Source organism: Cupriavidus sp. H39 (assembly GCF_050271075.1).
GTDB lineage: Bacteria > Pseudomonadota > Gammaproteobacteria > Burkholderiales > Burkholderiaceae > Cupriavidus > Cupriavidus necator_B.
In genome coordinates, this window is sequence record NZ_CP189848.1 from 2,698,062 (window position 1) to 2,710,528 (window position 12,467).

The 12,467-nt window shown below is 67.2% G+C and carries 10 protein-coding genes; 5 read left to right on the plus strand and 5 right to left on the minus strand.

Annotated elements, in window-relative coordinates:
* Window positions 1-89 precede the first annotated feature (89 nt).
* The 4 genes from ACOCMH_RS27875 (at window position 90) to ACOCMH_RS27890 (ending at window position 5,321) form a co-directional block, all read left to right on the plus strand.
* The gene (locus ACOCMH_RS27875; RefSeq protein WP_427310451.1) at window positions 90-668 is read left to right on the plus strand and encodes a hypothetical protein; all 579 of its coding nucleotides are present in this window, start codon (window positions 90-92) and stop codon (window positions 666-668) included.
* A gap of 271 nt (window positions 669-939) precedes the next feature.
* Entirely contained in the window at window positions 940-3,645 is a 2,706-nt protein-coding gene (gene acnA / locus ACOCMH_RS27880) for an aconitate hydratase AcnA (protein WP_427310452.1), read from the plus strand.
* A gap of 210 nt (window positions 3,646-3,855) precedes the next feature.
* Window positions 3,856-4,011: a hypothetical protein gene (locus ACOCMH_RS27885; RefSeq protein ID WP_427310453.1), complete on the plus strand. Its 156-nt coding sequence runs from the start codon at window positions 3,856-3,858 to the stop codon at window positions 4,009-4,011.
* A 107-nt stretch (window positions 4,012-4,118) separates the two neighbouring features.
* Window positions 4,119-5,321, plus strand: a complete 1,203-nt coding sequence (locus ACOCMH_RS27890; protein WP_427310454.1) for a DUF2863 family protein — start codon at window positions 4,119-4,121, stop codon at window positions 5,319-5,321.
* A 60-nt stretch (window positions 5,322-5,381) separates the two neighbouring features.
* Here ACOCMH_RS27890 and trmB read toward each other — a convergent pair whose 3' ends face one another.
* On the minus strand, window positions 5,382-6,068 hold the full coding sequence (gene trmB / locus ACOCMH_RS27895; protein ID WP_427310456.1) for a tRNA (guanine(46)-N(7))-methyltransferase TrmB: 687 nt from the start codon (window positions 6,066-6,068) through the stop codon (window positions 5,382-5,384).
* A gap of 136 nt (window positions 6,069-6,204) precedes the next feature.
* Here trmB and ACOCMH_RS27900 point away from each other — a divergent pair, with 136 nt between their 5' ends.
* A complete protein-coding gene (locus ACOCMH_RS27900) occupies window positions 6,205-7,845 on the plus strand; it encodes an ABC transporter substrate-binding protein (protein WP_427310458.1) in 1,641 nt (546 codons plus the stop codon).
* Between the two features lie 243 nt (window positions 7,846-8,088).
* Here the strand turns inward: ACOCMH_RS27900 and ACOCMH_RS27905 are convergent, their stop codons facing one another.
* From ACOCMH_RS27905 to htpG, 4 genes are all read right to left on the minus strand, one after another.
* Window positions 8,089-8,961, minus strand: coding sequence for a spermidine synthase (locus ACOCMH_RS27905; protein ID WP_427310460.1), 873 nt, complete (start codon window positions 8,959-8,961; stop codon window positions 8,089-8,091).
* Between the two features lie 57 nt (window positions 8,962-9,018).
* Entirely contained in the window at window positions 9,019-9,771 is a 753-nt protein-coding gene (locus ACOCMH_RS27910) for a hypothetical protein (protein ID WP_427310462.1), read from the minus strand.
* Window positions 9,772-9,900: 129 nt separating this feature from the next.
* Window positions 9,901-10,404, minus strand: coding sequence for a DNA-deoxyinosine glycosylase (locus tag ACOCMH_RS27915; RefSeq protein WP_427310464.1), 504 nt, complete (start codon window positions 10,402-10,404; stop codon window positions 9,901-9,903).
* A gap of 100 nt (window positions 10,405-10,504) precedes the next feature.
* Complete coding sequence (gene htpG, locus ACOCMH_RS27920; protein WP_427310465.1) at window positions 10,505-12,406, minus strand: molecular chaperone HtpG; 1,902 nt, start codon at window positions 12,404-12,406, stop codon at window positions 10,505-10,507.
* Window positions 12,407-12,467: the final 61 nt, after the last annotated feature.

Below are 12,467 nucleotides of genomic sequence, written 5' to 3' on the forward strand. Positions count from 1 at the left end.
ATAGCGGCGGAAATTATCCCGGCGTCGCCTGCTTTGCCGGCGGCGAATGACGAAAAATCGATTTCAGCATCCGAAAGGGCCCTCCCAACATGAAACATCTTGTCCTTGCCGCCTGCATCGGCGCATTCAGCCTGACCACTGCCACCGCCGTCATGGCGCAGGAACCGACCAAGAAGACCACCACCAAGAAGAAGGCGTCGACCAAGAAGGCCGCCGCCGGCACGGCCGCGGCGGCCGGCGCTGCCGCGGCGGTGACGCCGAACGGCGAAAAGTGGCAGTGCGAACTGGGCAACAGCCTCTATATCGCCGGCGACATGCTGCGTGACGAGGTCCTGACCGTGCACTGGCAAGGCCGCGACTACAAGTTGCCGCGCCAGCCCACGGTGACCGGCGCCGACCGCTACTACGATGCCCGCACCGGCCTGGACCTGGTGGTGATCCCGAGCAAGGCCATGCTGTTCAACAAGAACCTGGGCCAGCGCCTGGCCGACGATTGCCAGAGCGCCGCCATGCAGGCCGGCGCCGCGGCCCCGACCCAGGCCGGCGGCCTGCGCGCGCCGGCAACCACGCCGTTGCTGGTCACGCCCCCGGGCGGCCCGACGCAGGTGCCGGGCGGTCCGCTGCTGCAGACCGAAGGCGGCCAGCAACCCACTTCGCCCAGGCCGTAAGACCTTGGCGGGGCGTTGGCGGCCGCAGGCGGGCCGCCAACGCCTTTTTTGCCTTGTCGGGGCGGTCTTCCCCGGCCAGGCAGGCGCCTGCGCCGGGTTTTGCCCGGCGCGATGCCGCCTGGGGTGGCGGCGGCGCCGCGCGCCGGTTAGAGTATGCAGTTGCAGTGCGCTGCCGGCCTCGGACCGCGGTCAACACCGCGGCAGCGCATCGGGGTCCCGATTCAGGTCCGAGCCAAATGCCATCGCATCATCCTTCGATCGGAGTACGGCAATGCCCCACAACCTCAAGAACACGCTAAAAGAATTCAGTATCGGCTCTTCCGGCAAGGGCCAGTTTTACTCGCTGCCCCAGCTGGGCGAGGCGCTGGGCCTGGACATCGGCCGCCTGCCGGTGTCAATCCGCGTGGTGCTGGAATCGGTGCTGCGCAACTGCGACGGCAAGAAGGTCACCGAAGAACACGTGAGGCAGTTGGCCAACTGGAAGCCCAACGCGGATCGCGTCGACGAGATCCCCTTCGTGGTGGCGCGCGTGGTCTTGCAGGACTTCACCGGCGTGCCGCTGCTGGCCGACCTGGCGGCGATGCGCAACGTCGCCGAGAAGATGGGCAAGAACCCCAAGCAGATCGAGCCGCTGGTGCCGGTGGACCTGGTGGTCGACCACTCGGTGCAGGTTGACCATTTCCGCGAAAAGAAGGCGCTGGACCTGAACATGCAGCTGGAATTCCAGCGCAACAACGAGCGCTACCAGTTCATGAAGTGGGGCATGCAGGCGTTCGACACCTTCGGCGTGGTGCAGCCGGGCTTCGGCATCGTGCACCAGGTCAACCTGGAATACCTGGCGCGCGGCGTGCACAAGAAGGATGGCGTCTACTACCCCGATACGCTGGTGGGCACCGATTCGCACACCACCATGATCAATGGCATCGGCGTGGTCGGCTGGGGCGTCGGCGGCATCGAGGCCGAGGCCGGCATGCTGGGCCAGCCGGTGTACTTCCTGACGCCGGACGTGGTCGGCGTGGAGCTGAAGGGCCGCCTGCGCGAAGGCGTCACCGCCACCGACCTGGTGCTGACCATCACCGAGATGCTGCGCAAGGAGAAGGTGGTCGGCAAGTTCGTCGAGTTCTTCGGCGAAGGCACCGCCAGCCTGGCCCTGCCCGACCGTGCCACCATCGGGAACATGGCGCCCGAATACGGCGCCACCATGGGCTTCTTCCCGGTGGACGGGAAGACCATCGAGTATTTCCAGGGCACCGGCCGCACCGACGAGGAAATCGCCGCGTTCGAGGGCTATTTCCGCGCGCAGAACATGTTCGGCATTCCCCAGGCCGGCGAGATCGACTACAGCAAGGTCGTGACGCTGGACCTGAGCACCGTGGCGCCGTCGCTGGCCGGGCCGAAGCGCCCGCAGGACCGCATCGAGATCGGCAACGTCAAGAGCACCTTTGCCTCGCTGTTCAGCAAGCCGGTGGCGGAGAACGGCTTCAACAAGGATGCCGCCGAGCTGGACCGCAGCTACCGCACCGCCGACGGCATCGAAGTCCGCAACGGCGACGTGCTGATCGCCGCCATCACCTCCTGCACCAACACCTCCAACCCGAGCGTGCTGCTGGGCGCCGGCCTGCTGGCCAAGAAGGCGGTCGAAGCCGGCCTGAGCGTGGCGCCGCACATCAAGACCTCGCTGGCGCCGGGCAGCCGAGTGGTCACCGAATACCTGAAGGCCGCCGGCCTGCTGCCGTACCTGGAAAAGCTGGGCTTCGGCGTGACCGCCTATGGCTGCACCACCTGCATCGGCAATGCCGGCGACCTGACGCCGGAACTGAACGACGCCATCACCAGCAATGACCTGGTGGCGGCGGCGGTGCTGTCGGGCAACCGCAATTTCGAAGCCCGCATCCACCCGAACATCCGCGCCAACTTCCTGGCGTCGCCGCCGCTGGTGGTGGCCTATGCCATCGCCGGCAATGTCACGCGCGACCTGATGACCGAGCCGGTGGGCAAGGGCAAGGGCGGCCGCGAGATCTGGCTGGGCGATATCTGGCCGACTTCTGAAGAAATCCACGCGCTGATGAAGTTCGCGATGGACGCCAAGACCTTCAAGGGCAACTACGAGCAGGTCAAGAAGCCGAGCAAGCTGTGGGGCGCGATCCAGGGCACCAAGGGCCAGGTCTACGACTGGCCCAAATCCACCTATATCGCCGAGCCGCCGTTCTTCCAGGACTTCAGCATGGAGCCGTCGGCGGCCTCGGCCAGCGTGCGCGGTGCGCGTGCGCTCGGCATCTTCGGCGACTCGGTGACGACCGACCACATCTCGCCGGCCGGTTCGATCAAGGACACCTCGCCGGCAGGCAAGTACCTGCTGTCGCACGGCGTGCTGAAGGCCGACTTCAACAGCTACGGCTCGCGCCGCGGCAACCATGAGGTGATGATGCGCGGCACCTTCGCCAACGTGCGCATCAAGAACCTGATGATCCCGCCGACGGCAGACGGCGCGCGCGTGGAAGGTGGCATCACCATCCACCAGCCCACCGGCGAACAGATGTCGATCTATGACGCGGCGATGAAGTATGTCGCCGAGGGCACGCCCACGGTGGTGTTCGGCGGCGAAGAGTACGGTACCGGCTCGTCGCGTGACTGGGCGGCCAAGGGCACCCAGCTGCTGGGCGTGAAGGCCGTGATTGCGCGCAGCTTCGAGCGCATCCACCGCTCCAACCTGGTCGGCATGGGTGTGCTGCCGCTGCAGTTCAAGGGCACCGACAGCGCCCAGACGCTGGGCATCACCGGCAACGAGACCTTCGACATCGAAGGCATCGAGGGCGAGCTGAAGCCGCAACAGGACGTGGTGCTGGTGATCAAGCGCGCCAACGGCGACGTGCAGCGCGTGCCGGTGCTGCTGCGCATCGATACGCCGATCGAGGTCGACTACTACAACCACGGCGGCATCCTGCCGTTCGTGCTGCGCCAGTTGCTGGCCGCCTGAGCGCACGCCATGGGCGCCTCCCGCGCCACGTCTCTTTCGGGACGTGAGCGGGCGGCGTTTTTCATTGGGATTGCGCCCCGGGCATCACCTGAAGCGCTGCCCGGCGCGTGTAAGTTCCACGCAAGCCATGGCTGCCAAACTGTGTCCCACAACAACGCGGTCGAATGACCGGAAGCCGGACCCCGGCATCACCCAGAACCAGGAGACACCATGGTCAAGATCCTTATCGCTTTCATCGTGGTCGCAGGCGCGGCCCTCTACCTGCTGACCAAGGGCGGCAGCGACGTGTCGATTTCCGGCGAGTCGCACAGCGTCGAAAGCCCTGCGCCCGCAGCCCCGGCAGCCGCCGCCCCGGCCGAGAAATAATTCCCCGCAGGCAGCAGCGTTCACACCGACCGCACGCATATAGCGGTCTCCCTGTCAACGCAACGAGTAGAATACCGTTTTACGCAAAAAACGGACGGTTTCTTTCTATGGCAGGTTTTCGCCCCAAGGCTTCCCCGCGACTCTCTCCCGACGCCGAGCGTCTGGTCGCCGATGCGCTCGCTCTCGACGCATCGGGCAGCCGCATGGAGGATGGATACTGGGAGCGGCGGCTTTCGCAGCGCCTTGGCCGCCTGCTGAAGAACGGTAGCCAGACCGCGCTCGACGCGGCGCTGGAGCACCTGTTCAAGCACAATGCGGACGCCTCCGACGTGCTGGCCGAGCAGGCCGAGACACTGGCCGAATCCGCCAGCATCGAGGTCGATGGCCAGCCCTATGACGCGCTGCTGATCGCCGCCCCGATCCTGGCGCACACCCGCTACGCCATCCCGTCCGGCGCGCTCAAGCCGGAACTGGCGCAGACGCTGGCCGTGCACCTGCAGGCGCACGTGCTGGCCAACGGCACCAAGGTGTCACTGTCGCCCTACCTTTACAGCATCGACCAGCTGCCGCGCACCCACAGCGATACCTTCGCGCTGACGCACAAGCTGGCGGCGGCGGCGCTGGCCGGCGTGGTGCCCAAGGTCGACCTGCGCGACCTGCCCGAGACCGCGCCGATCCTGGCCGACCCGCGCTACCTGCTGGCGGTGGTGGTGGCGCCGCGTGAACAGGCGCTGTTCCGCTGGCAGGAAGACGCCAAGGAGCACCACGCCGAGCGCTCGACCTGCCTGGAACAATGGCGCAGCCAGGTGCAGCCCTCGGTGGCGCTGCTGCTGCCGGGCTGCGAGTTCGAGCTGCTGCTGCCGGACGCGTTCTTCCTGTCCTGCCGTGAGTCCGACAAGAGCATCCGCCCGCTGACCGTGCGCGCCGCCGTCAACTACCTGTGTGGCACGCTGGATATCTCCGCCGGCCAGCTGGCCGCGGTGGTGGCGGCCTTCGGCGAAGAGGTGGTCGAGGAATACCGCGTCGGCTTCACCATGCGCGGCGAGAAGGATGTGATCTACGGCATCGTCTGGCCGGTCTACGGCCGCGAAGCCGGCGAAGTCGATGCCGATGAAAAGGGCAACCCGCTCGAGCAAATCTGCGAGGAACTGCGCAATGCCGGCGTCGAGGACATCTTCCGCCACGCCGCGCTGTTCGATCCGGAATATTGCGAAGACTGCGGCACGCCGCTGTACGCCGACCGCAATGGCGAGATCGTCCATGCCGAACTGCCCGAGGACGCGCCCACGCAGCAGCCGCTGTTCCACTGACGCGAACTGGCGCGCCAGACAGCGAAGCGGCCCGCGATGCGGGCCGTTTTCATTGGGCGTTCAGACGGGCTGGCGCTCGCTGACGCAGCGCCACAAGCCATGGCCTGAGGCCCCGTACTTGCGCTCGAACGGCGTCATCGGCTGCGCCGGCGCCCAGGCCTCGACCCGCGCCGGTCGCCCTGCCAGCACCAGCGCCTGCGCAAACTCGTCGATATAGATGCGCCAGTTGCTGCGGCACTCCAGGTAATCGCCGCACGCTGCCAGCGCCGGGAACACCGCGTGCCCTTGCCAGCGCCGGCCTAGATGGCCGATCTTGGGCCAGGGGTTCGGGTACAGCACGTAGTGGCGTGCTACCGGCACCGCATCCGCCTGCAGCAGCCGCCAGACATCGACCAGGTCGGCGCGGGCCCAGCAGAAATTGGCGGGCATCGGCGCGTCGCCCCACCAGTCCTTGCCGGCGGCGAGGCGCTTCTCGGACTGGTCGACGCCGATGACGAAGTGGTCCGGGAACTGCGTGGCCAGGCGCAGCGTGCTTTCGCCCACGCCGCAGCCGGCATCGAGTATCAGCGGCGCGCCGCCTGCCTGCTGCCAGCGCTGCAGCGCCGTGGCCAGCTCGCGCCGGCTGGGCTCGCCAATGGGCTTGCGGAACGGTTCGGCGAGGTGGCGCGCGACGCGCGCGGCCAGGTGTTCGTGGACATCGGACTGCGCCGAGACGATGGTGCGGGAATTGGCAAACATGGGCGCCATTTTACCGGGCCGCCCTGCCGGGAAAGGCCCGGCATCGCCAAACGCCTGCAACCATGTCACTTTAGCGGCACAATGCGGGACAAACCCGTCTGCGAACCGTCCGCGCCCGCGCGGACCCGTCCGAGGAGCCCGCCCGATGACCACGATCCACGCCTTGCCGCCGCAACGTCCGCCGCGCCGCCCTGCCCACCCCGCGCGCCGCGCGGTCCTCCATGCCGCCGCGGCGCTGGTGCTGGGCAGCGCCGCCTTCACGCTGCTGCCGGCCGGCGCCGCGCATGCCGAAGACCTGCGCATCGGCCTGGCCGCCGATGTCACCTCGATGGACCCGCACTGGAACAATGCGGGCCCCAACAACGCCATCGCCCTGCATATCTTCGAGTCGCTGGTGTTCATGGACAAGAACGCCCGCTACATCCCCGGCCTGGCGTTGTCGTGGAAGCCAGTCAACGCCATCACCTGGGAAATCAAGCTGCGTCCGAACGTGAAGTGGCACGATGGCTCGCCGTTTACCAGCGAGGACGTCAAGGCCTCGCTGGAGCGCCCGGAGAAGCTGACCAACAGCCCCGGCTCGTTCACCAGCTACACCAAGCCGATCGCGCGCATCGACACGCCCGACCCGCTGACCGTGCGCCTGACCATGAGCGTGCCCAACTACGCCAACCTGGCCAATGACCTGAACAGCGTGCCGATCATGCCGAAAAAGATCGCCGCCACGCTGACCCAGACCGATTTCGATTCAGGCAAGGCCATGATCGGCACTGGCCCGTTCAAGTTCGTGCGCTTTGCGCGCGGCCAGGAGATCGTGATGGAGCGCAACCCCAACTACTGGGGCCCCAAGCCCGAGTGGGACCGCGCGGTGTTCCGCATCATCACTGACAACGGCGCGCGCAGCGCGGCGCTGCTGGCGGGCGACGTCGACGTGATCGAGAGCGTGCCCTCCGCCGACGTGGCGAAGCTGAAGCAGAATCCCAAGTTCAGGATCGAGCAGCAGGTGTCGTGGCGCGCCATCTTCTGGCAGATGGACCAGTCGCGCGACAACCCGCCCTTCGTCACCGACAAGGCCGGCAAGCCGCTCGGCAAGAACCCGTTCAAGGACGCGCGCGTGCGCGCCGCGGTCAGCAAGGCGCTGAACCGCGACGCCATCGTCAGCCGCATCATGGAAGGCCTGGCGGTGCCGGCCTCGTCGATCGTGTCGCCGCAGATCTTCGGGCATCCCGGCACCAAGCCCGAAGCCTACGACCCGGAGGGTGCGAAGAAACTGTTGGCCGCGGCGGGCTACCCGGACGGTTTCGGCCTGACGCTGCACGCCACCAACAACCGCTACCTGAACGACGCCGCCGTGGCGCAGGCCACCGCCAGCATGCTGACCCGCATCGGCATCCAGACCAGGGTGGAAACCATGCCGGTGGCAGCTTACTTCACGCGCGCGCGCGAGGGCGAGTTTGCCTTCCAGATGCTGGGCTGGGGCTCGGCCGCCGCCGATGTGGCGCTGCGCTCGATCACCGGCACGCCCAATCCCAAGACCGGCTACGGCACCTGGAACTGGGGCAAGTACAGCAACCCGCAGCTGGACCAGCTGATCGAGAAGTCGCTGACCACGGTCAGCAGCGACAAGGCGCGCGAGGAAAACGCCCGCGTGGCGGCCAAGTTTGCGCTGGCCGACCACGCGATCATTCCGTCGCACAGCCAGCTGGCGATGTGGGCGATGAAGAAAGGGCTGAAGTATGAGGCGCGCACCGACGAGTGGTCGCTGGCGCAGTTTTTTCACAAGGAGTGAGGGCGACCGCCTGCTGAGTTTTTTCCCCTCTCCCGCGTGCGGGAGAGGGGCGGTAGTGAGGGGCGGCGCTTCAAAGGCTGAGGCCGGTGGGTTAGAACCGAGGGCTTCGCTTGGCTTGGTGCCTGGCTAAACCACCCCTAACCCCGGCCCTCTCCCCATGAGGGGAGAGGGAGAACACCTTGCTTGGGCGAGTACGGGCGGCTTGGGCGCACCCAACACCGCTCTCCCCTTTTTTGTTCTCGCTTAAATCCTCAGCCGCTCGTCTTGCCGCGCATTCGCCGCGCGCAGCTTCTTCACCCAGTCGCGCGCCGGCAGCCCGGTGGTGTCCTCGACCACGTCGGCACGCGCTTCCAGCACTTCCCACGATACATCGATCTCCGGCCCGTTGAAGGCCAGCGCAATGATGTTGCCGTCATGCACTTCCGGGAACACCAGCACGCGGTTGTCGAAGGCCTCGCAGATGCGTTCGATGTTCTTCGGGAAGCTGTCGTGGTCGCCGAACAGGTTGATCGTCATCACGCCCGGCGCCTTAAGCGTGCGGCGGCAGGCGCGGTAGAACGCGGTGGTGTCCAGCACCGGGCCGCGCGCGGTGGCGTCGTACAGGTCGACCTGCAGCACGTCAATGGCGCCGGTGTGGGCGCCGTCCATCACGTAGTCCCAGGCGTCCTGCTCGCGCACGGTCAGGCGCGCATCGTCCTCGCGCAGCCCGAACATGCTGCGACCGGCGATGATCACGGCGGGATTCAGCTCCACCGCGGTCACGCGCGCGCGGCTGAACTGGCGGTGGCAGAACTTGGTCAGCGCGGCGGCGCCCAGCCCCAGCTGGACCACGTGGAATTCTTCAACCGACGGCGACAGGAACAGCAGCCAGGCCATCATCTGCTGCGCGTATTCCAGCTCGATCGCGTCGGGCTTGCGCAGCCGCATCGCGCCCTGGACCCATTCGGTGCCGAAGTGCAGGTAGCGCACCCCTTCCATCTCCGAGAATGTCACCGGCGCGAAGCGCGGCGTCATGCGTTTTTCTGCGCGGTCCGGCGCCTCGCCACGGGTGCGCGTGCCACGTGCTGGACGGCGCGAGGCCACGGCTTCAATCGATTTGCGTTTCAGTAGGGTCATGTCGTCGAGAAAGGCGTTCGTCCCCCGTGCCGGCAATCGGCGGGAGCGAACGCGGATTTACTTGCCCAGCGCTGCCTGCGCCCGCTGCAGCCATGCGCGGTTGTGGTCGCGGGCGTGGCGCGGCCAGTGGCGGGCGTCGTGGAGGATATCGGCATAGAGCTGTTGCGCGCGCTCGCGGTCGGCCGGGTCGGGCTGGGCCGCCAGCCAGTCGGCAAACAGGCAGCGCGGCGCGGCGTCGCTGGCGCTGGTCAGCGCCTGCTCGAAGGCCGCCCGGGTGCCGGCCGCGCCGGTCGCCGCCAGCGCGCGGGCGTACAGCAGGGCCGGCTCAGGCTGCTGGCGCGCGTGCGGATTGGCCGCGAACAGCTTTTCCAGCGTCGCCAGTGCGCCGGGCGCATCGCTGGTGGCGAACTGCGCCTGCGCCAGGCCCTGCAGCAGCGCGGGATCGGTCGCGAACGGGCCGTTGGCCGCCGCCTGGTAGTGCTGCAGCGCCTCGGCCGGCTCACCGGCGGCCAGCAGTGCCGAGCCCAGGCGCATGCGGTGCGCCACCGTCGGGGCCCGATCGAAATCCGCGCGGGCCTCGCGCACCGCGCGGTTGGGATCGACCAGCTGCGTGATGGCGCGCGTCGCCGCGCGCGCGCCGCGCGACTGGCGCAGCCCGGGCAGGTAGATCGCAAAGAAATAGACCACGCTGCCCAGGCCGGGGAACAGGAACAGGATCAGCAGCCAGTACATGTTCTGGTGCGTGCGCACCGCGTGCACGGCAAAGAACAGTGCGACGATGATATGGATGCTGATGCCGAAGATACGCATAGGGGAAATCACCTTTGAAGCCATGGCGGGCGCGCCAGCCGCCGGCATTGTGACAGAAAGGCGCGGCGGGCCCGGCACAGGCCTCAGGATGCCAGAAGCGACTGGCGTCAGCAAAAGGCGGCCGGTCGCTCAGGCCAGCAAGCCGCGCCACAAGGCCAGCTTCTGCTCGAAGTTGCGCGCCGCATGCGCCGGGCTGGACGATGGCAGCACCACGGTTTCGTAGCCCTGCGCGGCAAACTGGGGCGCAAAGCGGCCTGAGGTGCCCCCATTGAAGCCGATGCGCCGCAGCGACGGCGCCAGTGCGCGCAGGCGCGTGAAATCGTTGGCCTGGGGGTAGCGGATATTGCTGTCGAGGCTGCCTTCGCGTTGGCACGCGCCCAGCACGTCCCATACGCCGATGCGATGCGCCAGCAGCCGCACCAGCCGTTCGGCATAAGGCAGCTCCGGCAGCGGCTCGCCGGTGAGCGCGCCCAGCAGCGGCCAGAACTGGTTGCGGGGATGGGCGTAATACTGGCGCGCGGCCAGCGAGGCGGCGCCAGGAAAGCTGCCCAGCACCAGCACGCGGGTGTGCGCGTCGATGACGGGCGGCAGGCCCTGGTGGAGGTCGGTGGCAGGGGGCGTGTTGGCGGACATGGCAAACAGGGCTATGCAGACGGCCGCGAGTGTTGTCTCCCCTCTCGCATTTATGTGAGAGGGGAGACAACCGGCGGTGTGCAAGGCCGAACCGCGGCCGTCAGGCCAGCAACTTGTTCACGCGCTGCACGTAGGCCGCCGGGTCTTCCAGCATGCCGCCTTCGGCCAGCAGCGCCTGGTCGAACAGCACCTGCACGCGGTCGCTGAAGGCATCGCCCTCGGGAAGATCGCGCAGCTTCTGCACCAGCGCGTGCTCCGGGTTCAGCTCGAGGATGGGCTGGGCGTCCGGCGCCTTCTGGCCGGCCTGCTTGAGCAGGCGCTGCAGGTAGCCGCTCATGTCGCCCTCGTCCGAGACCAGGCACGAGGCCGATGCGGTCAGGCGCAGCGTCACGCGCACGTCCTTGGCCTTGCCTTCCAGCACGGACTTGGCGCGGTCGACCACGTCCTTCCAGTCGGCTTCAGCCTTCTGCTGCTCGGCTTTTTCGGCTTCGTCGGCGAGCTTGCCCAGGTCCAGGTCGCCGCGCGCCACCGAAACCAGTTCCTTGCCGTCGAATTCGCGCAGGAACGACAGCATCCATTCATCGACGCGGTCGGTCAGCAGCAGCACTTCGATGCCCTTCTTGCGGAACACTTCCAGGTGCGGGCTGTTCTTCGCGGCGGACCAGGTGTCGGCCGTGACGTAGTAGATCTTGTCCTGCCCTTCCTTCATGCGGCCGACGTAGGCGGCCAGCGCCACGTTCTGCTCGGCGGTGTCGTTGTGCGTGGAGGCAAAGCGCAGCAGCTTCGCCACGCGCTCCAGGTTGGCCTGGTCTTCACCGATGCCTTCCTTGAGCGCCTGGCCGAATTGCTGCCAGAAGGTCGTGTACTTGGCGCGCTCGGCCTCGTCTTCACTGTCGGCCAGCGCTTCCAGCATCGACAGCACGCGCTTGGTGCAGCCTTCGCGGATCGCCTTGACGTCGCGGCTCTCCTGCAGCAGCTCGCGCGAGACGTTCAGCGGCAGGTCGGCGGAATCGACCACGCCCTTGACCCAGCGCAGGTAGCCGGGCAACAGCTGCTCGGCGTCGTCCATGATGAAGACGCGCTTGACGTACAGCTTGAGACCCGCCTTGTGGTTGCGGTCCCACAGGTCGAACGGCGCGCGCGCCGGGATGTACAGCAGCTGGGTGTATTCGCTGCGGCCTTCGACGCGGTTGTGGGTCCACGCCAGCGGCGTCTCGTTGTCATGCGCGATGTGCTGGTAGAAGGCGGTGTACTGCTCGTCGGTGATGTCGGACTTGGCGCGGGTCCACAGCGCGCTGGCCTGGTTCACGCTCTCCCACTCGTCGGTGCGCTTGTAGGTGCTGGCTTCAGCGTCCCACACTTCCTTGGGCATGCGGATCGGCAGCGAGATATGGTCCGAGTACTTCTGGATAATGCTCTTCAGGCGCCATGCCGAGAGGAAATCGTCCTCGCCCTCGCGCAGGTGCAGCGTGATGGTGGTGCCGCGCTCGGCGCGCGCAATGGCATCGATGGTGAACTCGCCGTCGCCGGTGCTTTCCCAGCGCACCGCGTCTTCGGCGCCCAGGCCGGCGCGGCGCGTTTCCACCGTGACCTTGTCGGCGACGATAAAGGCGGAGTAAAAGCCCACGCCGAACTGGCCGATCAGCGCGGCGTCCTTCTGCTGGTCGCCGGACAGCTGCTGGAAGAACTCCTTGGTGCCCGAACGGGCGATGGTGCCGAGGTTGCGGATAGCCTCGTCGCGGCTCATGCCGATGCCGTTGTCGGTGATCTTCAGCGTGCGCGCCTGCGCGTCGGCCTCGATGCGGATCGCCAGGTCGGCGTCGTTCTCCAGCAGGGACGGATTCGCGATCGCCTCGAAGCGCAGCTTGTCAGTGGCGTCCGAAGCATTCGAGACCAGCTCGCGCAGGAAGATTTCCTTGTTGCTGTACAGCGAGTGGATCATCAGGTGCAGCAGCTGCTTCACTTCCGCCTGGAAGCTCATCGTCTCGTGCGGTGCGGTCATGGTTCTCCTCTTGATAACAGGCGAATCTGGATGGGTTGGGTGGCCGCGGGGGCCGTGCCGG